The sequence below is a fragment of the Paracnuella aquatica genome, from assembly GCF_003332885.2.
Taxonomy (GTDB): domain Bacteria; phylum Bacteroidota; class Bacteroidia; order Chitinophagales; family Chitinophagaceae; genus Flavisolibacter; species Flavisolibacter aquaticus.
This window is the reverse complement of record NZ_QOWJ01000001.1, coordinates 1-24,107: the sequence shown is the minus strand read 5'-3', so window position 1 is coordinate 24,107 and position 24,107 is coordinate 1. Positions and strand designations below refer to the sequence as shown.

21 protein-coding genes are annotated in these 24,107 nt (G+C 50.2%); 12 read left to right on the top strand and 9 right to left on the bottom strand.

The annotated features are described in order from the left end of the window. Positions 1-26: 26 nt before the first annotated feature. On the bottom strand, positions 27-2,726 hold the full coding sequence (locus tag DRJ53_RS00110) for a TonB-dependent receptor (RefSeq protein ID WP_114233563.1): 2,700 nt from the start codon (positions 2,724-2,726) through the stop codon (positions 27-29). A 184-nt stretch (positions 2,727-2,910) separates the two neighbouring features. Here DRJ53_RS00110 and DRJ53_RS00105 point away from each other — a divergent pair, with 184 nt between their 5' ends. Further along, positions 2,911-3,843 carry a phosphoribosylaminoimidazolesuccinocarboxamide synthase gene (locus DRJ53_RS00105; RefSeq protein ID WP_114233562.1) on the top strand — a complete coding sequence of 311 codons (933 nt, stop codon included), beginning with the start codon at positions 2,911-2,913 and terminating at the stop codon, positions 3,841-3,843. Between the two features lie 354 nt (positions 3,844-4,197). Here DRJ53_RS00105 and trhO read toward each other — a convergent pair whose 3' ends face one another. From trhO to DRJ53_RS00080, 5 genes are all read right to left on the bottom strand, one after another. Then, positions 4,198-5,232, bottom strand: a complete 1,035-nt coding sequence (trhO, locus tag DRJ53_RS00100) for an oxygen-dependent tRNA uridine(34) hydroxylase TrhO (RefSeq protein ID WP_114233561.1) — start codon at positions 5,230-5,232, stop codon at positions 4,198-4,200. Positions 5,233-5,498: 266 nt separating this feature from the next. Beyond that, complete coding sequence (locus DRJ53_RS00095; RefSeq protein ID WP_114233560.1) at positions 5,499-5,849, bottom strand: hypothetical protein; 351 nt, start codon at positions 5,847-5,849, stop codon at positions 5,499-5,501. A gap of 204 nt (positions 5,850-6,053) precedes the next feature. Further along, positions 6,054-6,419: a hypothetical protein gene (locus tag DRJ53_RS00090; RefSeq protein ID WP_114233559.1), complete on the bottom strand. Its 366-nt coding sequence runs from the start codon at positions 6,417-6,419 to the stop codon at positions 6,054-6,056. Between the two features lie 51 nt (positions 6,420-6,470). After that, the gene (locus DRJ53_RS00085; protein WP_114233558.1) at positions 6,471-8,927 is read right to left on the bottom strand and encodes a penicillin acylase family protein; all 2,457 of its coding nucleotides are present in this window, start codon (positions 8,925-8,927) and stop codon (positions 6,471-6,473) included. Between the two features lie 205 nt (positions 8,928-9,132). Then, positions 9,133-9,789, bottom strand: a complete 657-nt coding sequence (locus DRJ53_RS00080; protein WP_114233557.1) for a protein-L-isoaspartate(D-aspartate) O-methyltransferase — start codon at positions 9,787-9,789, stop codon at positions 9,133-9,135. A 231-nt stretch (positions 9,790-10,020) separates the two neighbouring features. Here DRJ53_RS00080 and DRJ53_RS00075 point away from each other — a divergent pair, with 231 nt between their 5' ends. Then, a complete protein-coding gene (locus DRJ53_RS00075) occupies positions 10,021-10,605 on the top strand; it encodes a methyltransferase family protein (RefSeq protein WP_162303772.1) in 585 nt (194 codons plus the stop codon). Between the two features lie 235 nt (positions 10,606-10,840). Here the strand turns inward: DRJ53_RS00075 and DRJ53_RS00070 are convergent, their stop codons facing one another. Continuing rightward, positions 10,841-12,562 carry a phospho-sugar mutase gene (locus DRJ53_RS00070; protein ID WP_114234384.1) on the bottom strand — a complete coding sequence of 574 codons (1,722 nt, stop codon included), beginning with the start codon at positions 12,560-12,562 and terminating at the stop codon, positions 10,841-10,843. 214 nt (positions 12,563-12,776) lie between these two features. Here DRJ53_RS00070 and DRJ53_RS00065 point away from each other — a divergent pair, with 214 nt between their 5' ends. After that, entirely contained in the window at positions 12,777-13,718 is a 942-nt protein-coding gene (locus DRJ53_RS00065; RefSeq protein WP_162303771.1) for a DUF2279 domain-containing protein, read from the top strand. A gap of 95 nt (positions 13,719-13,813) precedes the next feature. On the opposite strand, the gene DRJ53_RS00060 is transcribed toward DRJ53_RS00065, so the two are convergent. Further along, positions 13,814-14,317, bottom strand: a complete 504-nt coding sequence (locus DRJ53_RS00060; protein ID WP_114234383.1) for a phosphoribosyltransferase family protein — start codon at positions 14,315-14,317, stop codon at positions 13,814-13,816. A gap of 113 nt (positions 14,318-14,430) precedes the next feature. On the opposite strand from DRJ53_RS00060, the gene DRJ53_RS00055 reads away from it, so the two are divergent. The 4 genes from DRJ53_RS00055 (at position 14,431) to DRJ53_RS00040 (ending at position 18,096) form a co-directional block, all read left to right on the top strand. Next, entirely contained in the window at positions 14,431-15,753 is a 1,323-nt protein-coding gene (locus tag DRJ53_RS00055) for a 4Fe-4S dicluster domain-containing protein (protein WP_114233554.1), read from the top strand. 85 nt (positions 15,754-15,838) lie between these two features. Continuing rightward, positions 15,839-16,735: an aldo/keto reductase gene (locus DRJ53_RS00050; RefSeq protein ID WP_241558402.1), complete on the top strand. Its 897-nt coding sequence runs from the start codon at positions 15,839-15,841 to the stop codon at positions 16,733-16,735. 98 nt (positions 16,736-16,833) lie between these two features. After that, positions 16,834-17,142: a hypothetical protein gene (locus DRJ53_RS00045; RefSeq protein ID WP_114233553.1), complete on the top strand. Its 309-nt coding sequence runs from the start codon at positions 16,834-16,836 to the stop codon at positions 17,140-17,142. A gap of 153 nt (positions 17,143-17,295) precedes the next feature. Beyond that, the gene (locus DRJ53_RS00040; protein ID WP_114233552.1) at positions 17,296-18,096 is read left to right on the top strand and encodes an alpha/beta hydrolase; all 801 of its coding nucleotides are present in this window, start codon (positions 17,296-17,298) and stop codon (positions 18,094-18,096) included. 100 nt (positions 18,097-18,196) lie between these two features. Here the strand turns inward: DRJ53_RS00040 and DRJ53_RS00035 are convergent, their stop codons facing one another. Continuing rightward, positions 18,197-19,618 (bottom strand): S41 family peptidase, encoded by a 1,422-nt coding sequence (locus tag DRJ53_RS00035; protein ID WP_114233551.1) that lies wholly within the window; start codon positions 19,616-19,618, stop codon positions 18,197-18,199. Between the two features lie 238 nt (positions 19,619-19,856). Here DRJ53_RS00035 and DRJ53_RS00025 point away from each other — a divergent pair, with 238 nt between their 5' ends. From DRJ53_RS00025 to DRJ53_RS00005, 5 genes are all read left to right on the top strand, one after another. Next, the gene (locus DRJ53_RS00025) at positions 19,857-20,075 is read left to right on the top strand and encodes a hypothetical protein (protein ID WP_123893251.1); all 219 of its coding nucleotides are present in this window, start codon (positions 19,857-19,859) and stop codon (positions 20,073-20,075) included. Between the two features lie 224 nt (positions 20,076-20,299). Beyond that, entirely contained in the window at positions 20,300-21,013 is a 714-nt protein-coding gene (locus DRJ53_RS00020; RefSeq protein ID WP_206609696.1) for an endonuclease III domain-containing protein, read from the top strand. 141 nt (positions 21,014-21,154) lie between these two features. Continuing rightward, positions 21,155-22,288 carry a mechanosensitive ion channel family protein gene (locus DRJ53_RS00015; RefSeq protein ID WP_114233547.1) on the top strand — a complete coding sequence of 378 codons (1,134 nt, stop codon included), beginning with the start codon at positions 21,155-21,157 and terminating at the stop codon, positions 22,286-22,288. A 349-nt stretch (positions 22,289-22,637) separates the two neighbouring features. Continuing rightward, positions 22,638-22,910 (top strand): KGG domain-containing protein, encoded by a 273-nt coding sequence (locus DRJ53_RS00010; protein ID WP_114233546.1) that lies wholly within the window; start codon positions 22,638-22,640, stop codon positions 22,908-22,910. Between the two features lie 209 nt (positions 22,911-23,119). After that, on the top strand, positions 23,120-23,893 hold the full coding sequence (locus DRJ53_RS00005) for a sulfite exporter TauE/SafE family protein (protein WP_114233545.1): 774 nt from the start codon (positions 23,120-23,122) through the stop codon (positions 23,891-23,893). Positions 23,894-24,107: the final 214 nt, after the last annotated feature.

Below are 24,107 nucleotides of genomic sequence, written 5' to 3'. Positions count from 1 at the left end.
TTGTTCGGTTGTTTCGATGACTGTTTTTAGAGTACGTTGAATGCATAACTAACATAATACAGGCCGCCGATGCTGGGGTTGCCCAGTGCAGTGCGGTAGTATTGGTTCAGCAGGTTGGTGGCGCCAAGCTTTACCATCGATTTTACTTTGGGCAACTTGATGTTGAACGAAGCATCAACGGTATGGTAAGCAGGCAGATCGCCTTCTACGAAATCGTTTTCAAAAAAGAAACCTTCCTGCCAGCGCCATGCGGCGGTAAAGCCCAGCCGATCGGACGGACCAAAGCCGCTGTTGGCAATGGATACTACGGAACGCAGCTTGGGTGCATTAAAGAAAGCACGGAAGCCTTCGGGCACATCACGAATCTGGTCGGAGGAAAGGTTTACACCCAGCACAAAGTTGGCAGGCAGCAGGTATTCAAACCCGGCGCCCCAGCCAATGGTTTTTACTTTTTCAGGCGAGTTGACCACGATTGAAAAACCAACACCTTCATTGATGGGGCCTGGCTGGCCAGACGCCCATTGGATCACATCGCGGCGGCTGAGGAAGTTTTGATAAGTGCCGTAATAACCATACACATCAAGGAACAATTTCTTATTGATCACAGTACGGTAACCGGCTTCCATTGCGGCAACAGATTCAGGTTTTACTTCTTTATAAGTAACCTTTTGTGCATTGGGCAGCGCTTCAGGCGCATAGCCAGGATTGTCGAGCAGGTTGTACATCTCCCACAGCGAAATGTTGGAACCGATTAGTGTGCCGGTACCTACGTTCAGGTTGATCCATTGTTGCTGTGTGCTTGGAAAACGGTAAGCGGTCTGGTACGACAAACGAATATTGTGGTCCGGTGCGGGCTTCAACACCGCAGTTACGCGTGGGGTAAAACGGCCTTTAAAATATTGGTTTTTATCGTAGCGGCCAGAGGCGGTTAGTTTCAATACATCCTTGATGATTTCTTTACCAACCTGTATGTAAGCGCCATACTCGTTGATTTTGATGGGCTCTCCTACTTTGTCGGCAAATAAAGTGCCCTCGCTGTTGAGCACGTAACGGCGCCAGTTGCCACCAACAATCACCTCCGCAAATTTTACAGCACTGGTGAGGTTGTATTGGCCCTCGGTCACGTACAGGTCCGAACGATCAAGGAACAAACCGCCTTGTGGAATGGGCCGTTTTCTTACCTGGTCAAAAATGCGTTTGAATTCGGCCGAGCCTGCCGAAGGACGTCCCTGGTCGGCAGTGGCGCGGGCAATGGCATGTGCCGCATCAATAGAACGGCCGGCCTGCACGGCATTGATATAAGCAAAACCATATTGCTGGTACCAGGCGGTGCTTGGCTTCCATGCTTCGTTAAACAGTTGCGTGGTGATGGTCAGGTTGTGCGATTCACCGGCATTTTCCTGCGTGGTATAAGCCCGCACAAACCATTTGTCGGAGTTCAGTTCCAGCTTGTATTGACCCACCCGCAGGTCTTTCAGCGAATAACGCTGGCTGCCGGTGTACACGGTATTGCCGGTGCCCCAGTTGCCCGCGAGCACTGCTTCAATTTTGTCGGTGAGTTTGTAATGCAGCGCACCGGATAATTTAAAATTGATGGTGTTGGGATTGGCTACTTCGTTCTCGGTGTAGCCGGTGCGGGAAACGTTGATGTTGGTGCCGGGCAATGAGGCAACATAATCAGTAAGGAAAGGTACAGCTGCACCAATGCCGTTCAGTACCGTGCGGAACGGAATAGAAGTTTCATCACCATAAACGTTGATGCCGTCGTAGTTTGGATCGGTTTCGCGGGTGCCGGCAACAATGCTACCGTTGGTGCCCAGGCGCTTATAGTTGCGGTAGTCGTCCGAAACCCAGTCTTTTGCCTGGATCAGTTCTGTGCCAAATTTATAAGCAAAACGCTCCGATACTTTTTTAGCATAGCGCAGCGACCAGTTATAATAAGGCGATGCTTCACGGGTACGGTCGTCGAGGTGCATCACGCCGGTTTTTACCTGGAACGACAACCCCTGGTAACGAAACGGATTTTTTGAATTGATCAACAACGTGCCGTTCATACCGCCGGAGCCATATAGTGCCGAAGAGGCACCGGGCAGCAATTCCATATTATCTACATCCAACTCGGTAAGGCCGATAACCGAACCCACCGAAAAGTTGAGGCCTGGCGCCTGGTTGTCCATTCCGTCTACCAACTGGTTAAAACGCGTATTTCCACTGCCTACAAAACCACGGGTTGAAGGCGTACGAAATGTAAGCGACGATGCCACCACGTCCACACCTTTCAGGTTGGTCACCAGGTCGTAATAGTTGGCGGCAGGTGCATTGCGGATGGTGGCTGTATTTACCCGCTCAACAGATACCGGCGACTCCAAAATGCGCTCCGGAACGCGAGATGCAGAAACCACTACCTCCTGGCCCAGCGAGGTGCCGGGCTGGAAAGAAATATCAATTGTTTGCGTAGCGCTGGTTACGTCCAGCTCCTGCGATTGAAAGCCAACCGAAGAAAAAACCAGCGTTACCGGCAGGCTGGGCACCTGTATGCGGAAGGCGCCATTTTCATTGGTAAATGTTCCGGTAGTGCCTCCTTTCACCGAAACGGAAACCGAGGGAACCGGCTCGCCTGTTAAGCTGTTGCGCAAGGTTCCATTCAACACGATGTTCTGTGCAAAAGAGCACAGGCTTAATAACAGGGCAGCAAAAAACAATACCCTGTGTCGCACTTGTTTCATAATAAGTACTTTTTAGGTAGACGGCGTTGGTTTAATATCAAGATTTGAAAGTGGCTGGCAGTGATGGCAGCAATCAATCAAGCAATCGGGGGGTAAAATAAGGAATTGATTGCGATCCTAAAAAAATTTGCGGCATACACTCCTGTTGTTGCACCTTTGAGGCAGCACTGCAAACCAAATATTTATGCCGCAATTCGAGTTTCCGGACCAAATGGGTTTTTACCAGGGAAAGGTGCGTGATGTGTACACCATCGACAACACCCTGCTGGTAATGATCGCCTCCAACCGCATCTCTGCTTTCGATGTTATTTTACCCCGCCCCATTCCTTATAAAGGACAGGTGCTCAACGGCGTTGCGGCTTTTATGCTGGAGCATACAAGGGATATCTGTCCCAACTGGCTTATTTCCACACCGGCGCCCAATGCGGCCATCGGGTACAAATGCGTGCCCTATAAAGTGGAAGTGGTGGTGCGTGGCAATCTTTGCGGCCATGCATGGCGCACCTACAGCAGCGGCAACCGTATGTTGTGCGGCGTGGAAATGCCGAAGGGATTAAAAGAAAATGACTTTTTTCCAACACCGATCATTACCCCTACCACCAAAGCCAGCGAAGGCCACGACGAAGACATATCTGTTGCCGACATCATTCGCCACGACCTGGTGAGTGAAGAGGAATGGGCAGAAATTGAAGCCCATGCGCTGGCCCTTTTTGCCCGTGGCAACGAGTTGGCCCGCAAGCAGGGCCTTATTTTGGCCGACACCAAATATGAATTTGGCAAACGCAACGGACAGATTGTGCTGATGGATGAAATACACACGCCTGATTCATCCCGGTATTTTTATGCAGATGGCTTTGACGAACGCCAGCAGCGCGGTGAAAAACAAAAGCAACTGAGCAAAGAGTTTGTGCGGGAATGGCTGATCCAAAACGGCTTTATGGGCAAGGAAGGGCAAACTGTTCCGGAAATGTCCGACGAATGGATCAACACCATTTCGGAGCGTTATATTGAACTATACGAAAAAGTTACCGGCACTACTTTTCAAAAGGAAGCCCTCGATGATGAAGAAACTTACGGCCGCATCGTGGAAGGGCTGCAGGAGATCAGGAGGAAATAAAAGTTGGCAGTTCATAGTTGGTAGTCTTTGCAAAAAGAACGCAATGCGGAATTGAGGTACGTCATTGCGAGGCGCAGCGGAAATGAACACCTGTTTGCATTACTGGCGCCGAAGCAATCCCCGGCACAATTCCGGCAACATCTTCTTGGCTAACGAGTTTTTTAAATTGTTGGAGATTGCTTCGGCGCGGTAGTGGATTACGTTTTACAAAGCCTGCTGCAGCTCGCAATGACATTAAATACAAAAGGCCGCTGCACTGCAGCGGCCTTTTGTATTTAAATATTATCCCTTACCAACTTTCATCTGCACACTATCAACTACCAACTAACAACTATCAACCGCCAACTAACCCCTCTACTCCCCCAGCCTCGGCCGCAGCCGGCTTTTCGATTTATTAAAATGGCGGGTATCCTTTTGTATTCCTTTCCGCAGTTCGGCCTGCACTTCTTCGGGTAAGTGAATCACTTCCTGGCAGTCGTTGCTGCAGCAGCTTTCATATTTTTCCCGGCATGCATCGCATTGAATAAACAATAAATGACAGGCTTCATTGGCGCAATTCACATGCGTATCGGCGGGCTTGCCGCATTGGTGGCATTGTGCAATGATCTCGTCTGAAATACGTTCACCCAGGCGATCGTCGAACACAAAGTTTTTGCCGCGAAATTTATTGGCCAGGCCTTTGTCCTTAACATTATTGGCATAATGAATGATGCCGCCTTCGAGGTGGTACACCTGTGTAAAGCCTTGGTGCAGCATGTATGCACTGGCCTTTTCGCAGCGGATGCCGCCGGTGCAATACATGATGATGGGCTTATCCCGCGCATCTTTCAGCATGTCGGCGGCCATGGGCAGCTGTTCGCGAAAAGTATCCGAAGGCACTTCAATAGCGCCTTCGAAATGGCCTACTTCATATTCGTAGTGGTTGCGCATGTCCACCACAATCGTGTCTGGGTTTTCTGTTAGCTTATTGAATGTTTCAGCATCTACATATTTACCCCGGTTCTCCATATTGAATGAGGGGTCGTCGATGCCGTCGGCCACGATTTTTTCCCGCACTTTTATTTTCAGCACCCAAAACGATTTGCCGTCATCATCCACCGCTACGTTCAGGCGCAGGCCGTTCAGCGGCTCGATGGAATACAAGTAAGTTTTTAGCGCTTCAAAAGAAGGCTGCGGCACACTGATCTGCGCATTGATGCCTTCGTGTGCCACGTAAATGCGGCCAAACACTTTTAGGTGGTCCAAAGCTGCATACAGCTCATCGCGAAATGCTTTGGGATCGGCAATAGGAAAATACTGGTAAAAAGAAATGGTGGTACGCGGCGTAGTTTCGGCGTACAGACGTTTTTTCAACTCCTCGTTGGAGACGCGGTTGTGTAATAAAGCCATGGGTTAAATTTTAAGGACGCTTGCAGGGCGAACAAAATTTTCAGCGCCGCAAAGATAACCCGTAGAGCGGATGGAAAAAACCTAATCTTCGTCAATTGGGAATCGTGAAAAGTGAAAAGTGAAAGGTGCAGCAGTTTGGTGATGCTGCGCAATGTTCCATTCATTGCCATATTACCAAACTGCTGCACCCTAAAATAATGAAGCAACAAACTATTGACAATTCACCATTCACGATTGACGTTTCACGTTTGACGTCACAAGCCTCACTAAATCGTTCCCGTTAAAAACAGGATCAGGCCGACAATAGCGAGTACCAGTGCGGCAATGGGATAATAAAATACCAGCACAAGTGCAAGGATGCCGATCAACACATACAAAATGATCTGGCGTTCGGTGGCCGCCGTGCGGGAAAACATGGAAGATGCTTTTTGCTTTACCATCAGCCAGGCCGCTTTACGCTTTAACTGGCGCAGTTGCTTGCGGCTTTTTTGGCCGGCATATACACTTAAAAAAATGGCGCTGAGCAGCGATGCGGCAGGGCTATCGGCCTCGGGCTGCTGCGCAGGAGTATTTTGGGTAACAACGGGTTGCTGGGTGGTGGTGGTCATTAAAGCCATACTGTTGGTATTTCTTTGGTTTATAGGTTGCCGCAAAGGTAATAAAGGCATACCCAGTTGAAAAACGAAAAATGAAATTTATACCGGTAAAAAAGGCGTGGCAAGAATTGCTGATACAACTGTGATAATTGCAAGTTGGTAAAATTGACGGCACCAACAGTTGGTACGCGGCTAAAATAAGCCGATATAATAGGTGCAAATAGGTCAATACCGGCTATCGTCCTGCTGCATCAACTTGCGCAATTTGCCACCGGTCAATGCTGCAAAGCCGCCCACCAGTGCGCCGATCAGCGCAGTAACCAACACGAGTAGTATAGTAGAATGGCCCAGTGAAAAAAGCTGCGCTACTTTTTGCGACAGCAGGCTGTTGTTGCGTGTATCTATCCAAACGGCGACAACAGCCCACAAAATAAAAATGCCCAGGAATCCGGCACCAAAACTGCCCCAGCCCTTTTGCGGCACCAACAAGGCCACGCCAAAGGCTACAATGGCCAGGCACCACCACGGAAAAAACATCCCGGCCACAAAAGCCAGCAGGGCAATCAAAACAGTGGAAAGCAAAAAGCGCATGATGGTGTACGTTATAAATTATTGATCGCTTGCATTAGTTATTAAAGAACATCAGGCAGGCTCAAAATTGAGCACCCATTTTACCCGCTTGTCCGCTTTTTCCTCAGGCTTCATTACCCAAAGCCGGTAATATTTGGAGGCCGCCCAAGCGCCCACAAAATTATCGTAAAAACGGCTGCCGGGGTTACCGCTCTGCCCGCCGGGATACACGCCATAAGCCTCGGTTTGCGGCGCTAGGTGCACCACCATGCGCCAGCTGGGCCCGTGTGTGCCCGACATAGCGTTGAGCGAACGGGTGCCACCGCCGGTTTTGATTCCGGTGCGGGCAAAAGGCGTAACCGCAGTGCGCAACAGGTGATAAATAGAAGTGTTTTTGCGGCGCCACCATTCCAGGCTGTCGTTGTCGCCGGCCTGCAGATCGGCAGCGGCACGGCGCAATGCAGCGGTGACCTGGAACTGCAGCGATTCTTTTTCTGGCGTAGCCACATCGTCCACATATTGCATTGCCGAATCGCGCAGCAGCCACTCCATCATCGTTTGTGCTGTGGGGTATTCGCGGCGTTGTTTGATGCGGGTAAATTCATCTTCCCAAATGGCAGAATCCAGTTCGGTAAGCCAGGCACGGAAAATGCTCGGCGCTTCCGATTCGGCATCGTTTACAAAATTCCATTGGCCTACTGCTTCCACCAGCCTGTTTTCACTAACGTTGAGCGCCTCGCGGGAAACGTATCGCAGCAACATCGGTACAGCCATACGGGCAAAAAAATCCTGGTTGTCGCACTGCAGCCGCATCATATCACTAACAGTTACGCGGTTCATTTGCTGCAGTTGCGTATAGGCACTGATGCCACGGGCTTCGGCATAGTCGCCGGGAATAAAATAAGGATAAGTGCTGTCCACCGGCCGCTGGTTGGCGCTTTGGATAAAGCCAATTTCGGGATTAACCACATGCGGGTTTTCGGCCGGGGGAATAAAGCCCTGCCACATGTAGCTGCTGTCCTCACCGGGCATTACGTACAACCCCTGCCCTTTCCACAAGGCCGGAAAACGACCTTGTTGCCACAGCGCAATGGTGCCCTTTTTGGAGGCAAACAACATATTTTGTCCCGGACAGGTAAAATGCTGGATGGCCTCGTAATAGTCGGAATAATTTTTTGCGCGGTCCAGGTAAATCCAGGTGAGCACCTCGTTGGAAGGATCGTGTGCTGCCCAGCGATAAGCCAGGCCGCGATCTGTATCTACCGGCACGCCTTCGGCTGAAAAAGTCTGGTCGTACAGTACCGGCCCAAACACGGTGTAGGCCACCGTATCGAGCACCACACCGGCACCCCGCACCGCAATTTGCTCCACCCGCTGCTCCACCGGTTTCCATGCACTATCAAACCAATATTCTGTTCGCGATGCATCGCGGAAACGCACATTGTAGTATTCGCCCACATCGCGGCCGGCGTTGGTAAAACCAAAAGCAATGCTGTCGTTGAAACCGATGACCACACCGGGGATGCCGGGAAAAGAAACGCCATAGGCATTTACCAGCGGTGTTTTTAATTGCATTTCGTACCAGATGGACGGAAACGATAGGCCCAGGTGGGGATCATTGGCCAAAATGGGACTGCCAGAAGCAGTTTTGCTGCCGGCCACCGCCCAGTTGTTGCTGCCGTTGAGCCGCGAAAACTGCTGCGCCGGTTTCGACCGGAGTGAAGTATCCCGTTGAAAGTAAAGCGAGTCGGCGGATGCCGGTTTACGCGGTTTTACCGAAGGGGTATCGAAAGGCGTACCCGCCGGCACAATGGGTCGGGCCGAATCTGAAACCTGCGGATACAAAAGGTTGATCTGGCTTTCTCCAAAAATGGCCTTGGCGTTGGAAAATTCGATATCGCGGTGGTAGCCGCGGCCTGCAAGGTCGGCGCTCATCAGCTTGATGAACAGCGCCACTTTCAGGTTGCTCCAGGGCTCCGGTTTATAATCCAGCAATTTGTATTCAATGGGCAGGTTGCTTTTGGAAAGCGAATTAATATAAGCATTCACTCCGGCAGTGTATGCATCCAGCACTGCTTTCGAAACCGGGTTTGCTTCCATTTCCCTTAAAGCTGCTTCGGCGCCGTACACCATGCCTGCGCGGCGCTGTTCGCGATCAAAGCGGATGTATTGCGGGTTGTTGCCCAAGACCTCCGAAATGCGGCCGGCTGCTGCACGGGTTTGAAACTCCATTTGCCAGAGGCGGAATTTTGCATGCAAATAACCCTGTACAAAATACCCGTCTTCTTCGCTGTCGGCCATTACATGCGGCACCAAGCGCTCATCAAGGTAAGCGGCAGCTTTGCCCTGCACACCTTTCAGGCGCAGGTCGGCCGAAAAGTTGTGATCCTTTGCTTCTGCGTTTTGCCAAAACCCTTGCTGCGGGCTTAAAAAGCGGCCCAGTGGCGGTACGGATCCCCATTTATTATCGAGCCCGATCATGAGGGCGATGGTAATGATTGCCGGTATTAAAAACGAAACAATGCGCATAAGCTGGTACCTCCGCCGGAGGCCGTTGGTTTAATTGGCGGCAGAACAGGGGCAAAATAATTCTGTTTGACAAACAATTCAACCGAAACTCATCCTTAACCGAAAATATATTTTAAGCGATGGGGTTTTGAACCACGAAGACACGAAGGACACAAAGGGGCACAAAGGAAAATAGAAATGTAATTGAGCCTGTCCTATATGCTTGCTAATCGTTTTTTCCCTGCAGCATGGGCACAAATGAAAAGCGGTCGAAGGCTTCTTCGTAAAGGGTGCCATCGGCGTTTCTGGTGATGCGTTTCATGATCTGCGTTTGTCCCGAATCGACAGGTATCACCATCATGCCGCCGGGCTTCATTTGCGCAATCAATTTTTCGGGAATAAATGGCGCAGCCGCGGTGATCAGCACTTTATCGAACGGGCCGTAAGTGGGCAGGCCTTCAAAGCCATCGCCGTAAAAAAATTTGATGTTTGGGTATTTGCGCAGGTAGGGGAAAGTTTTGTTGAGCTCGAACAGTTTTTTTTGTCGCTCAATGGTAAATACCTGTGCGCCCATTTCGGCCAGCACCGATGCCTGGTAAGCGCTGCCCGTGCCTATTTCCAGCACTTTCTGAAAAGGCTGCACTTCCAGCAACTGCGTTTGATACGCCACGGTGTAGGGCTGCGAAATGGTCTGGCCTTCGGCAATTGGGAAAGCACGATCCTCATAAGCTACCTCTTCAAATGCCGAATCGAGAAAATAGTGGCGGGGAATGTTTTCGATGGCAGCCAGCACTTTTTCGTTGGTAATGCCCTTGGAGCGAACCAGGTCGGTTAGTTTTTTGCGCATTCCCTTGTGCCGGTAACTGTCGTCGTACTTTCTCATGCCGCGAAGATACGCCGCTGCCGGCCACCTGCTGATAATGAAGCTTTTACTGGGGCTGAAAATAGCGCTGTACAAATGCGTTTAAGCCCGGCAGTTACAGCGTAAGGTTGCTGTGGAAAAATATTACAACCCACAGGCTCGCTTGCATTTTTACCCAAAATAAAAATAACCGAATGGCACAGCATTTTGTATCATACATGCATGCTGCAGCAACATCTTATTCTAGCCACTATGTGGATCCTTTTTTGTGCCCTGCACAGCATCTTGGCCAGCATCAGGGCAAAGCAAAAGGCGCAAAAGCTAATGGGCAAAGGGTTCAGGTTATACCGGCTTTGGTATACGTTGTTTGCATTTGTATCGCTGGGTGCCGTGGTGGGCTACCAATTATCAATCGATACGCCCTACCTGTTTACGCCCACGCTCCTTTCGAATATTGCCGGTGCGCTGATTGGCCTGGGCGGGCTGCTGGTGATGGGCATTTGCATCCGCAAATATTTCATGCACCTGAGCGGCCTCAAGAGTCTGTACCTCAACGATGAGCAGGCGGCCAACAAACTGCAGATCAGCGGCATTCACCGTTTTGTGCGGCACCCGTTGTACACCGGCACTTTTATGGCCATCTGGGGATTGTGGGTGGCCGTGCCGCAACTGTCGCTGCTGATTGCCAATGCAATTATTACCGGCTACACCATTTGGGCCATTAGATGGGAAGAGCAAAAGTTGCTGCAGGAGTTTGGCGACGATTACCGTAGGTACCAGCAACAGGTGCCGCGGTTACTGCCCCTACCTGGAAAGAGCACAGCCCATAGCTTTTAACGAAGAAAAACAGGCCTTCGTCGAAAACAAACCTTTTGCCCGGTGGATTCGTCTTTACTTTGTGGTGCTGATCAAAAATTGACCCTGACACAGAAAAACCACAATATATTAAGACCATCCACCACAAGAGCAAAAGGGCACCGTTAGGTGCCTTTTTAGCGTTCGGAGGTTCGCATTAAAAAACCCAATCATCAATAATTATTTATAAATAATTATTGATGATTGGGTTTAGTGTTTATAAACTCAGGTCCGCAATAATGGTTTGAATTTTTTGCCGCAGCTCGCCTTCTACTTTTTCGTAATCCTCCACTGAAGCCAGCGGCGCATTTACACTAAAATAAAATTTGATCTTGGGCTCTGTTCCCGACGGACGGGCACTCACCTTGGTACCATCGGCGGTTTCAAACTGCAGCACATTGCTTTTGGGCAATTCAATGGGCGACTGGCTGCCACTCTGCAAATCGGTGCGTACCCGCTTTTCGTAATCCAGCAGCGTAGCAACAGGGCTGCCGGCCAAAGTTTTGGGTGGGTTGTTGCGGAAACGCTCCATCATTTCGGCAATCTGTTGCTGCCCGTCGCGGCCTTTTTTGGTAATGGAAATAAGGTGCTCGAGGTAGAAGCCGTATTGCACATACAGCTCCTGCAGTTTTTGATACAGGCTGCGGCCTTTCGTTTTTTCGTAAGCAGCCATTTCGCATAAAATAGCCACCGCTGAAATAGCATCTTTATCCCGCAGTTGCGAACCGATCATCAGGCCGTAGCTTTCCTCACCGCCAATGATATAATTTTCGGTGGCTTCTTTTTCTTTGATCAGTTCGGCAATCCATTTAAAACCGGTGAGCACATTGTAGCACTGCACGCCATTTTGCGCTGCAAATACATCGATCATGTTGGTGGTAACAATTGTTTTCACCACCATGTCGTTGGGCTGCGCCAGGCCTTTTTCCTTGCGGCTTTCGATGAGGTAATTAAATGCCAGCACCGCGGTTTGGTTGCCATTGAGCAGCACCCATTTGCCTGCATTGTCTTTTACGCCAATACCCACGCGGTCGCTGTCGGGATCGGTGCCCAACAAAATGTCGGCATCAATGGCTTCGGCTTTTTTCAGGCCAATGCTCATGGCTTCGCTTTCCTCGGGATTGGGGTACACAACGGTTGGAAAATTGCCATTCGGTTCGCTTTGTTCTGCAACAACAGTTACGTTATCGAAGCCATAGGCTGCAAGCACCCGCGGCACCAGCGTAATGCCCGTACCATGTATGGGCGTATAAACAATTTTAAGATCGCGCTGCTCTTTGATCACTTCGGGGTTCACGCTGAGGCCCTGCACCATTTTAATGTAGGCTTCGTCCATTTCGGCGCCAATGATGGTGATGTTGGCTTCGCCGCCGCTCCATTTCACTTCATCCACGCTGCCAATTTTTTCCACTTCGGCAATCACTGCTTTATCATGTGGCGGCACCAACTGGCCACCATCGTTCCAATAGGCTTTGTAACCATTATACTCTTTAGGGTTATGCGATGCGGTGCACACTACACCGCCTTGGCAACCCAGTTGGCGGATGGCAAACGAAAGTTCCGGCGTAGGCCGCATGCCCTCAAACAAAAACACTTTAATGCCGTTGGCCGCAAAAACATTGGCAGTGGTTTCGGCAAAAAAGCGGGCATTGTTGCGGCTGTCGTGTGCAATGGCCACTTTTATTTCGCCTTCAAAGTTTTGGCGCAGGTAATTGGCAAAGCCCTGTGTGGCCATACCCACGGTATATTTATTCATCCGGTTGGTGCCAATGCCCATGAGGCCACGCAGGCCACCGGTACCAAATTCAAGGTTGCGGTAAAATGCATCGGCCAGTTCTTCGGGCTGTTCGGCCTGCAGCTTTGCTATTCCACTTTTTACTTCCGCATCGTAATTGCCGTTGAGCCAGGTATCTACGCGTTGTTGAATGGCAGCATCCATTGCTTGAATAGTTTTGTGTTGAAAAAATTTATGCAATTGTACAAAGGAACCTCCGGATTTGCCCACTTGGCGCCGGATTATTGACCCAATATATCAATTGCGCCACTGCTGCTACCAAAGCCATGCCGCGGTGGATTAATGACCCCGTCGTTCCACTTGCTGCATCCTGCTTACTTTTGCGGCAGTGAAAAAATTGGGTTGTTTACTGCTTTGTTTGGCGTGGCTGCAGATATGGGCGCAGGATACACTGTTACCGAATGCCGCACAGCATAGTACAGATGCTTTAAGCTCGCCAATTAAATGCCCAGTTGGCATTCCCAAAAGCCGCCAGCTTTGGGTTGGTGTAGCATCTGCAGGCTTTGCCGTTGGCTCGCTGGTGTTGCTCAATGAAGCTTGGTACAAACAATATCCCCGCACCCATTTTCAAACGTTTGACGATAGCCGCGAATGGTTGCAATTGGACAAAGCCGGTCACCTTTGGACGGCCTACCAGGTGGCCCGCGGTACCAGCCGGTTGTGGCATTGGGCTGGTGTTCCCAACAAAAAAGCAGTGCTGCTCGGCAGCGCTTCCAGTCTTGGTTACATGACCATTATTGAATACCTCGATGCACGATCTCAAAAATGGGGATGGAGCTGGGCAGACGTAGGTGCCAACACTGCTGGCACTCTGATTTTTGCTGCGCAACAATTAACCTGGCAGGAACAAAAATTACAGATCAAATTTTCGGCTGCGCCCCGCCGTTATACAGGCATGCTCGAGGCCCGTGCCGACAACCTGTTCGGCCCTTCGGTGCCGGAGCGACTGCTGAAAGATTACAACACCCAAACTTATTGGCTGAGCGCCAACCTAAGTGCTATCACAAAAAGTACAGCACTTCCCTCCTGGCTCAATATTGCTTTTGGCTATGGTGCCTCGGGGCTTTGGGGCGGGTTTGAAAATAAAGCTGCCGATGCACAGGGAAATGTGATTTTTAACAGGCCCGACATAAGGCGCCAACGGCAATGGTACCTGGCGCCGGATATTGATTTTACCCGTATTAAAACCAACCGAAGAGGAGTAAAAACTTTACTCACTGCACTCAACTGTTTGAAGTTTCCCGCACCCGGACTGGAATGGACCGGAGGAAAACTCAAAGGAAGATGGATTGCGTATTAGGTGTGTTTTAAATAGAAGAAACTTGGTGAAATCAAAATGCAAAATTCAAAAAAGGCGGAGACCATTTAAATGTAGTTTCCATCTGCTTGCGTCAATCATTCCAAATACGCACCGGAAATTTCATCGCCTTCTGTATCCACCTGGATATGATCCTGCAGTGTAGTGGATAGCGACAACCCTACAAAATCAGAAGTAACCGGGAATAACTTGTGGCTGCGCTCCACTAGCACCAGCGTTTGAATGGTCTTGGGCATACGATCCAAAAAAGGCTTCAGCGCAAACAGCAGCGTACGGCCGGTATCGGCCACATCGTCCACCACCAAAATGTTTTTTCCGGTAATTTCCACGTCTCCTTCAATAGTAGCGGCAACCGGGTTCTTTTTATCGAGCCGGATCGTGGCCAGTTGAATATCGATGTTCAATACCTGCGCCAGTTCGTCAATGAGTTTTCGGGCCACCACCATGCCATTGCCTTCCACACCAGCCACCACCAGGCTTTTTTCTTCGGTATTGCGTTCCGCCACTTCCAGGGCCATGCGGCGCATCCGGCGTTTGATATCAGGTTGGGAAAGAATGGCGCTGCGCTGTGTGGTCGTCATATAAAATAATTTGTAGCCGCGAAAAACTTTGGCCTGCACCTTCTGTTGCACCAATGCACAAGAGGGAAAGCCAAACCGTTAATTGTTTATTTTAGCAAATCTAATTACGGAACATGGAGGTTGCACAACAAATTTTATTCTTGCTGCTGGCGGGCATTGCTATTTTTTTATTTGTAAAAAAAGCGGCAGCCATCCGGCGCAATATTGCTTTGGGCCGCGATGAAGACACCCAACCCCACCCCGACCGCTGGCGCAATGTGCTGCTGATGGCATTTGGACAAAAACGCATGTTTGATAAACCGCTGGTGGCCGTGCTCCATTTTATTTTGTACGCCTCTTTTATCATCATCAACATTGAGGTGCTCGAAATTTTCCTTGATGGTGTGCTGGGCACCCACCGGTTGTTTGCGCAGCCACTGGGCGGCTTTTATACGTTTGTCATTAATTTCTTTGAAATACTGGCCGCGTTGGTGATTGCTTCCTGTGTTATTTTTTTAGTGCGGCGCAATGTGCTCAATGTACGCAGGCTAAACATGCCCGAGCTGGCCGGGTGGCCACGCAGTGACGCGAACTACATCTTGTTTTTTGAGATTGTATTGATGTCGCTGTTCCTGCTGATGAATGCTTCTGACCGTGCATTGCAGCTGCAAGGTCACGGACATTACGCCGAATTGTCTACCAATTTCTGGATCTCTGGCGGCATTGCATCCCTTTTGCAAAACCTGCCTGCCGCAACGCTGGTAGCCATTGAGCGCATTGCCTGGTGGCTGCATATTGCGGGCATATTTGTGTTCCTAAATTATATCCCGTACTCCAAGCACCTGCACATTGTTCTGGCTTTTCCCAACACCTATTATGCGCGGCTCGCGCCGCAGGCCGAAATGACCAACATGCCCGAAATTCAGCGGGAAGTATTGTACGCCATGGAGCCCGATAAAGTGCCGGCAGAAGCGGCCGAAGCACCCAAGAAATTTGGAGCCCGCGACATTACCGACCTGAGTTGGAAAAACCTGCTCGATGCCTACACCTGCACGGAATGCGGCCGCTGCACGCAGGCATGCCCTGCCAGCCAAACAGGTAAAAAATTGAGTCCACGCAAAATCATGATGGACACCCGCGACCGCATGGAAGAAGTAGGCGCCAAAACGACGAATGGCGTGGTTGCCGAAGATGGTAAAAGTTTGCTGCACGATTACATCACTACCGAAGAACTCTGGGCATGTACCTCTTGCCAGGCCTGCGTTCAGGCATGCCCGGTACTGATCAATCCACTGAGCATCATCAACCAGTTGAAACGTTACCTGGCACTGGAAGAAAGCAACCAGCCCGCCGAATGGAACGGCATGTACAGCAACGTAGAGAACAATTTTGCGCCGTGGAAATTTGCACCGGACGACCGCGATGCCTGGGCAGTGGAATTGAATGAAAAAGGTTAAACGACCTTTTAAACAATGATAAAATGGAAAGGGTGCTCCGGTTGGCGGGCACCCTTTTTGCCTCTCGACCCATTATATTTTACTTATGCTGGAAAAACGCAAACTAGGCAACTCCGACCTGTACATCAGCCCGATAAGTTTTGGCTGTATGTCGTTGCAGAATGGTGCGCCGGAAAATACCAAACTGTTGCATGCAGCGCTGGATGGCGGCATTAATTTTTTCGACACTGCCGACCTCTACGATAAAGGCGCAAACGAAAGCCTGATTGGTGAAGCATTTAAACACAAACGCCAGGATGTGATCATTGCCACAAAAGGTGGCAACCAATGGCGGCCGGATGGGTCGGGCTGGGACTGGAACCCAGCGAAAGAATACATTTTGGCGGCAGCAAATGAAAGCCTGCGGCGCTTGCAAACGGATTATATCGACCTGTACCAGATCCACGGCGGCACTATCAACGACCCGCTGGATGAAACTTATGAAGCATTGCAGATACTGCAACAACAGGGCAAAATCCGCTATTGGGGCGTATCGTCCATAAGGCCCAATGTAGTGCGGTATTGGGTCGAAAAAGGTGGCATCACTAGTGTCATGTCGCAATACAGTTTGCTCGACCGCCGGCCGGAAGAAACCATTTTTCCACTGCTCCAGGAGCATGGCACTGGCGTGTTGGTGCGTGGTGCGCTGGCACAGGGCTTACTGGCGGGCAAACCGGCAAAGCCATACCTCGAACACACCGAGGAAACAGTAAAACAGGTAGCAGATGCAGTGGCGCAAAACAGCACTGATGGCCATACACCATCGGGCATTGCAATTAACTGGGCGTTACATCATAGCGCTGTTACATCCGTAGTTGCAGGCATCCGCACAGCCAACCAGCTTACGGAAGCGCTTGTAGCAATGGCACAACCGCCAATGGACCAAAAAGCAGCATTGCTTACACAGACGGCGCCTGCACTTACATACCAGCAGCATAGATAACACCTGGTTGATTTCTCATTGCAAAAGGTCATAAACGTTTCGTTGTTGATACCAGTGCGTGGCATACAATCTGATATGTTGTAGCTAAACAAAGAATCATGGATAAAAATAATCCCCAAAATGATGATCTGGGACAACCCGGCGAGATCAGGCAGTACGACCGCACCGATGGACCTGACAGTGTACGTGGCGACGATCTGAATCCTAATCGGGAGGCGCAAGGCACCCCGCTATATGTAACCGACAACAGCACGCTGCAAAGCCCTGAAGAAGATGCCCACGACCGGAGTGTGCAGCCGGGTGCAAACGACAGCGTTCGGGTTTCGAACGATGATATCAATGAGCCCACTCCGCCACGCATGGCCGATGACAACAGCCACCAAAGCAGCGGGCGGGATACCGAATAAGCAACAGTTCTGGAGTTACAAAAAGCCGGTGCAGCCAATTGCACCGGCATTTTTGTGTACCTGTTTCATTAATAATTTAAAAGGAAATCGGGGCTGCAACAAATTATATTTTAAACCACTTCGTGCCTATATTCACGGCCTCAAAAACCAAACATGAGCAAATACACAATCCTGCCCTTACTACTATTGTTGTGCACGGCAGCCACCGCGCAGATGGATGAGCGTTTTTATTTTCCTTCCAAAGACATCAAACCCGCCCTCGACTCGGTGCCGCATGAAGACGTTGTGCTGCCTGTTGATTCGGCACAGATCACCGGCATTTTTATAAAACCTCCAGGCAAGCCCAAGGCAACGGTGTTGTTTTTTCACGGCGCCGGCGGCAACGTTTCCTCCTACCTGTTTATGACGAAGCCGTTGGTCGCTGCGGGTTACCAGGTGTTCATGGCCGACTTACGGGGATATGGCAAATCAACAGGAAAGCCTACCCACCGCAATATTGCCGCCGACGGGCAGGTGTTGTTTAATTACCTGTTGGCAAGGCCCGATGTGAAAGGAACAAAACTGGTGATCTACGGCGCATCGATGGGTACGCAGGTGGCGGCCAACCTGGCCCGCAATAATGCAGCAAAAGTTTCGGCGCTGGTGCTTGATGGTAACATTGCTTCGTTTTCGGATATAGCCGCCGATCATTCGCCGGAAGCGCAGCGTGAAATGATCCGCAAAGGCCTGCCCTCGCCTTACAGCGCAAAAGAAGACATCAAACATATTGGTGCCGTGCCGGTGCTGTTCATCCACAGCAAGGAAGACAAGGATGTGCCTTTTTCCCACGCCGAAATGGTGTACCAAAATGCGCCGGGCAAAAAATCATGGCTGGTGTACAGTGGTAAACACCTCGAAGCAACCAAAGCCGACGAACCCGGTGTGATCAACGCAATCAATGGAATGATAAAATAGTTAGCCGTTCGTTTACCAAAAAAGTGCTTTAACAAAAAGTTTGGCGCAATAAAAAATGCCCGGGTGTACAGCCCGGGCATTTTAGTATAACAATGAAATTTTATTTATCCAACAGCAGGTGCATATCGCCTTTCCGCGGATCGATCATACCACGGAATTCGTCTTTGGCAATGAGGGTGTTGGCTGCTTTCAATTGCGGCGAAGGCGCCACGTACTGGTCTTTGCCACGGCCATCCATCCTGCCGTTGAACGAACCGGTCGTGATGTACCGCACCGCCTGTTTCAGGCAAGATTCGTCTAGGTCGCCCCAGTCTTTATCCAGGCCGTCGGCCACTTTCGAATCCACCGCGAAACCATTGAAGTAATTGCCGCTGCCCAGTTTATTGGTGCTGCGCGATGAAACCGGGAGAATGTACCAATCGCCGATGCCAATGGGGAAATAACCAACAGGCTTGCCATAAGTGGCATCAGAAAAGCCCACCAGTTTTACATCCATATAAGGCTTCAGGTTGTTAATAAGCAGCTCCGATGCAGAAGCCGTGTTGTTGCTCACAATCACAAACAGCCGCGGCAGGTTCAGCGAGCCTTCTTTTTTCACGTAAGTGGTGTCGTTAAATTCTTTGCTGTACAGCTTATTGTATTCCTGCTTCATCAGCACGCTACCGTTTGCCGATGGCGGCAACAGGTAACCGGCCAATTTGTTTTGATAGGACACATAACCTCCACCGTTGTAGCGCAAGTCGAGCACCACATCATTTACCTGTGCGGCAGTAAAGCGGCTAAACACCCGCTGGAAATCGGTGAAGATCTGCTCCTGGTTGCCTAGGAACGAATTAAATACCATGTACCCGATTTTTTTACCGCCAACGGTGTACACCGAATCAAGGTAAACGGGGCGCTCCTGGTATTCGGCTACGCTGAGGTTAATGTTGGCCTCGCTGCCATCGGGCTTGCTAAAGGTGAATGCAGTATTAGTGCTTTGGTAAACAGCATTTACAATGGCGTTGGCGTTGGCCACTTTCATATTGGTGCTGCCGTTGAGCCCCGTGATGCGCCAGCCGCGACGGATGCCCGCCTTGCCTGCAGGCGATGCCGGCTCTACCGAACGAACCCGCAAATCGCCATCTTCTTTAAAGAAAATAGTGAGGCCAAAATCGCCGGCGATGCCCGATGAAATATTGTCCCACTCCTGCTGTTTTACCGCAAAGCTCCAGCGGTCAACCGCTTGGTTGAACCCGGGCTCCTTGCTAAACTGGCGGATCTGTGTCATCACCTCGTTGAGGTCGGCATATGCGCGGGGATTAAAGCTGGAAGGCAGCTGCTCGTTCCAGAGGTAAATTTCACGGGCATACAAAAATGCCGTGTCCTTTTGCCGGTCGGCCAGCGTAACAGCCGGTGGCGGCGGAGTTGTTGTAGGCGGCGGTGTGGTGGTGTCTTCTTCAGCCTTTTCTTTTTTACAGGCAGTAACCAGAAACAGGCCTAACAGGGAAGCCCACACCCAGCGGTTGTTGTTCAAACTCATGTGTTGATGTTGTTATTATCTTTTTTCCGAAAGTGTAATAGAAACGAATTTACGAAGGCTTCATTGCACCGGATTTCTAAAACTTCTGCTGCAGCGCACAACAAACTGTTAACCTTCTGCCCTGTTAATATAATGCAGTTTGGCCACAAATGGTTCACCAACCGCGACGCAAAATCGCTGCCTTTTTTAAGCCGCACCAGGTGGCACAATATTGTTAGGGTGTTTTGGAAAAAACATCATGAATACCGAACAAAACAAAGAACAACAACATAAGGACCGGGGCCACGAAAACGAACATGCCGGGCGGGGCAGCGGCCAGCAAGGTGTAGATAAGGCGCCGGGCGAAGAACCCTCGACAGATGATGTACAATTTTCGCAGGAGGCCTTTAAAGGCAAAAAGGTGGATGCCGATCTTTCCAACGAAGAAGAGCGGCCCGGCGAACAGCCTTCGATCTAAAGGTTTTGTGCGGTAACAACAGCCGCAATGCCAAACTAAAAAAGCAGCCAACGGGCTGCTTTTTTATTGGTACGTCCTTCGCCACACGTGGTTTTTCGTGCTATAAAAAGTTGGTGAGATGAGCATTAACAATAACACATGCTTTGTAACAACACGCTCTATTCAACCTGCTTGCGCAATGCGAAATACAAAATATTCCGGTAAAACACAATAGCCCAGCTTTCATGCACGCCACGCATGGTATTATTGTTGAAGCCTTGCGGCAAAATGAGTGGATGAAAACGCCGTTTGATATCCCGGAAATGTTCCGCCGCATTGAAGCAGCCATTGCACCTTTTCCCAAAGCTGCATTATTCGATTTATACGAACGGGGATACAACACTCTTTTTGAACAGCTGGTAGCCTGCGTTATTTCCATCCGCACCCTCGATGAAACCACCATCCCCGTTTCGCTGCGGCTGTTTGGCGCGGCCCGCACGCCGCAACAAGTGTCGTCGCTTTCACTACAACAACTCGAGGCCTTGTTGTATGGCAGCACATTTCCGGGGCAAAAGGCGGCTACCATTATGGGCATCGCCCAAAAAGCGGTAGCCGATTGGGACGGTGAACTGCCCGCCGATGCAGAGCAGTTGATTAGCCTGAAAGGCGTGGGCCCTAAATGCGCCCACTTGGCACTGGGCATCGCATCGGGGCAAATGGCAATTGGCGTGGATATTCATGTGCACCGCGTAACCAACCGCTGGGGATATGTGCAGGCACCCACACCCGAAAAAACCATGAAGGCGCTGGAGGAGCGGCTGCCCCAATCGGAATGGGTAGCCATCAACCGGTTGCTGATGCCTTTTGGCAAACACATTTGCACGGGCAAATTGCCCAAATGCAGCAGCTGCCCCGTGTTGGAATATTGCATGCAGGTTGGCGTAGAAAAGCACCGCTGATGGCATTAAATGACCTCTTTAAATGCCGAACCAACATCTCCACGCTGTCGTTTTCATTTTTGCCGGTTATTTTTGACCCGATATTAAACAGGCGCTGGGCCGGTTTCACCGCGGCGCCCTTTTGTTTACCCAACACCCACCATGCAAGAATACATCAGCGACCTGCTGCGGCAGTGGCAACTTCCCAAATCGTACTGGAACATTATCTTAATTGCCGTAGCCATTATTTTGGGCTTCATCATCAAAACGGTGCTGTCGGCCTTTATCCGGCGCAATTCGGAAGAAGGCAAATCTTTTTCGCTGGTGCAAGCCATCATCACGCACTTGGGCGGCCCCCTGTCCTATTTTATCCCGCTGTTTATATTAAACATATTGGTACCACTAATGCAATTGCCACCCATGGTGATGCACCGGCTGAGTAAGGCTGTTGAAATTGGCCTGATCATTACTTTTTCGTGGCTCCTTATTCGTAGCATAAAGGTGGTGCAGGATTATGTGTTGCACCGCTTTGATTATGCCAAAGCCGATAATCTTAGGGAACGAAAGATCCGGACACAGCTGGTGTACCTGCGGCAAGTGCTTACTGGCCTTATTCTCCTGCTCACCATTGCGGCGGTATTACTTTCGTTTAGCGCCATGCGGCGCATTGGCGCCGGCTTGCTTACTGGTGTGGGTATTGGCGGCATCGTGGTGGGCTTTGCAGCGCAGCGGTCGCTGGCCAACCTGCTGGCCGGTTTTCAAATTGCGTTTACCCAACCCATCCGCATTGATGATGTGGTGGTGGTGGAAGGCGAATGGGGCCGCGTGGAGGAAATAACACTCACCTACGTGGTGGTTATGATCTGGGATGAACGCAGGCTGATTTTGCCCATTACCTATTTTATTGAAAAGCCGTTTCAAAACTGGACCCGCACCGGCTCCAACATCATCGGGACAGTGTTTGTTTACGCAGATTATAACCTGCCGGTGGACCAGCTGCGGCTGGAACTGGACCGGCTGGTAAAAGACCACCCGCTTTGGGACGGGCGGGTAAAAGCCATGCAGGTAACCAACACCACCGATAGCGTGATTGAAATACGATCGCTGGTGAGTGCCCACAATTCCGGGGCTGCGTTTGAGTTGCGCTGTTTTGTGCGGGAAGGGCTGGTGGCATTTATCAACCGCGAATACCCGCACTGCCTTCCGCGCAACCGTACCGAGCTGGACTGGACGCAGAAGGCCGGCGTCGACCAACCCACCGGAGACGAGGCGCCCAAACAGCCTTTTAAGGTGTAAAAAAATGGGCCGCCCCGGTGGCCATTTATTTTTTAGCTGTCCCAACAAATGCAAATACAATTGTTTGCAACTGCAGTATGGCTGTTACAGCTCAGCACCTCATTTTACCGCCGGGCACCAAATATTTGGGTTTGACCCGCTAAAGGTTTACTCACATTACAATTATTTATACCTTTTTTTGTTCAAAGCTCAACTTTGGTGCGTTCATTGCTGTGTTTCAGGAAAGCACCAAAAACGGCCACTTATACCAATTTTTCCTCATCCGCTACCCTGACGTAAATCGAGGAAGTCTTGGCACTTATTTGGCTTTGGGGCTCTAGTCATTCTTTAACCATAAAACCTACTGATCATGGCAGAAAACCGAAATCAGGGTAGCAAGCAAAATGCTGCTGCAGAAAACAGTGGCCAGCAAAGCAGAACATCACGCCGCGGTTTTGCATCGATGGATCCCCAGCGTCAACGTGAAATTGCATCGGCCGGTGGCCGCGCGGCACACCGCCAGGGTGTAGCACACGAATGGAGCTCGGAAGAAGCCCGCGAAGCAGGCCGTAAAGGCGGCCAAAACTCGCATGGCGGCGGCCGCAACCGCTCAACTGAACGCGGCCAGGACAGAAACCGTTAAACCAGGGGCAAATGCTTGAACGAATTTGGTGCGTCAGTAGCTGACGCACTTTTTTTTTGACCAGTGATGTCGATGATTTGAAAAGATTGACAATACGGTTTCCATCAAAACCTGAGTTTTACCTGCTACAAATTGCATTAATTTTTCACCTTGAAGCTCCTTCAAATCCTTTCAAATCATACAAATCACCGGTTACCTTTGCCGTCCCGATGGATATTTCCCTTGTTCAGTTGCTGCTGCTTTGTGCCGCAGCTTTTTTTGCCGGTTTTGTAGACGCCATTGTGGGCGGTGGCGGGTTGATACAAACGCCGGCGGCGCTAGTCATTTTGCCCAATTTACCCGTGGTTAATGTCATTGGCTCACTGAAAATTCCTGCATTCAGCGGTACGGCCATTGCCACCGTTCAATACCTGCGCAACGTGGCCGTACGCCGCAAACTGGTGCTCCTTATTTGTTCCCTGGCGTTTGTTGCTTCGTTTGCCGGCTCTTATTTACTAACACTGGTACCCAACGATTTTATGAAACCGGTGTTGCTGGTGGTATTGTCGCTGGTGACGGTTTATACTTATATTAAAAAATCGTTTGGGCAACACAGTGAGCACACACTAAGCGCATCAACCGAGTTGGCGTTAGCGGCCATTGCAGCCATTCTAATCGGGTTTTACGATGGTTTTATCGGCCCGGGTACCGGATCATTTTTGGTACTTTCCTTTGTCGGCCTGCTCCATTTCGATTTCCTAAAAGCATCGGCGCATGCCAAGCTGGTGAACCTGAGCACCAACCTGGGTTCAATTATTTTGTTTTTGCTGAAAGGAAAAATCATTTGGGCCATTGCCCTGCCCATGGCTTGTTGCAATGCATTGGGCGGATTTGTGGGTGCCCGCCTGGCCATTGCCCGCGGCAATAGTTTTATCCGCATCTTTTTCCTGCTGGTGGTTGTAGGTACGCTGTTTCGGTTTTTGTGGGATGTGGTGGGGAGGTAGAGAGCGAAATTATGAGTTATGAATTATCAGTTATGAGTGACGAGTTACGAGTTTAAACTTTATATTTTGATATAGGTAGCATTTATTTATTAACTAAATCAACTGAGATGGTCTAATTTTTCTGGACAGTTGACTTGCGTAAATTAGCAAGTAACAATGCAGCACAAAAATGCACAGAAACCCCGGCGCAAGTACGATGCTTCCTTCAAATCGG

Excerpts from the sequence above, each read along its gene's own strand:
- DRJ53_RS00090 (WP_114233559.1), bottom strand. The coding sequence starts at position 6,419 with ATGCGCTTTTTGCTTTCCACTGTTTTGATTGCCCTGCTGGCTTTTGTG.
- DRJ53_RS00095 (WP_114233560.1), bottom strand. The coding sequence starts at position 5,849 with ATGGCTTTAATGACCACCACCACCCAGCAACCCGTTGTTACCCAAAAT.
- DRJ53_RS00015 (WP_114233547.1), top strand. The coding sequence starts at position 21,155 with ATGCAAGAATACATCAGCGACCTGCTGCGGCAGTGGCAACTTCCCAAA.
- DRJ53_RS00010 (WP_114233546.1), top strand. The coding sequence starts at position 22,638 with ATGGCAGAAAACCGAAATCAGGGTAGCAAGCAAAATGCTGCTGCAGAA.
- DRJ53_RS00045 (WP_114233553.1), top strand. The coding sequence starts at position 16,834 with ATGGATAAAAATAATCCCCAAAATGATGATCTGGGACAACCCGGCGAG.
- DRJ53_RS00085 (WP_114233558.1), bottom strand. The coding sequence starts at position 8,927 with ATGCGCATTGTTTCGTTTTTAATACCGGCAATCATTACCATCGCCCTC.
- DRJ53_RS00020 (WP_206609696.1), top strand. The coding sequence starts at position 20,300 with ATGCACGCCACGCATGGTATTATTGTTGAAGCCTTGCGGCAAAATGAG.
- DRJ53_RS00110 (WP_114233563.1), bottom strand. The coding sequence starts at position 2,726 with ATGAAACAAGTGCGACACAGGGTATTGTTTTTTGCTGCCCTGTTATTA.
- DRJ53_RS00105 (WP_114233562.1), top strand. The coding sequence starts at position 2,911 with ATGCCGCAATTCGAGTTTCCGGACCAAATGGGTTTTTACCAGGGAAAG.
- DRJ53_RS00005 (WP_114233545.1), top strand. The coding sequence starts at position 23,120 with ATGGATATTTCCCTTGTTCAGTTGCTGCTGCTTTGTGCCGCAGCTTTT.
- trhO (WP_114233561.1), bottom strand. The coding sequence starts at position 5,232 with ATGGCTTTATTACACAACCGCGTCTCCAACGAGGAGTTGAAAAAACGT.
- DRJ53_RS00055 (WP_114233554.1), top strand. The coding sequence starts at position 14,431 with ATGGAGGTTGCACAACAAATTTTATTCTTGCTGCTGGCGGGCATTGCT.
- DRJ53_RS00040 (WP_114233552.1), top strand. The coding sequence starts at position 17,296 with ATGAGCAAATACACAATCCTGCCCTTACTACTATTGTTGTGCACGGCA.
- DRJ53_RS00070 (WP_114234384.1), bottom strand. The coding sequence starts at position 12,562 with ATGGATGCTGCCATTCAACAACGCGTAGATACCTGGCTCAACGGCAAT.
- DRJ53_RS00080 (WP_114233557.1), bottom strand. The coding sequence starts at position 9,789 with ATGAGAAAGTACGACGACAGTTACCGGCACAAGGGAATGCGCAAAAAA.
- DRJ53_RS00050 (WP_241558402.1), top strand. The coding sequence starts at position 15,839 with ATGCTGGAAAAACGCAAACTAGGCAACTCCGACCTGTACATCAGCCCG.
- DRJ53_RS00060 (WP_114234383.1), bottom strand. The coding sequence starts at position 14,317 with ATGACGACCACACAGCGCAGCGCCATTCTTTCCCAACCTGATATCAAA.
- DRJ53_RS00075 (WP_162303772.1), top strand. The coding sequence starts at position 10,021 with ATGTGGATCCTTTTTTGTGCCCTGCACAGCATCTTGGCCAGCATCAGG.
- DRJ53_RS00025 (WP_123893251.1), top strand. The coding sequence starts at position 19,857 with ATGAATACCGAACAAAACAAAGAACAACAACATAAGGACCGGGGCCAC.
- DRJ53_RS00035 (WP_114233551.1), bottom strand. The coding sequence starts at position 19,618 with ATGAGTTTGAACAACAACCGCTGGGTGTGGGCTTCCCTGTTAGGCCTG.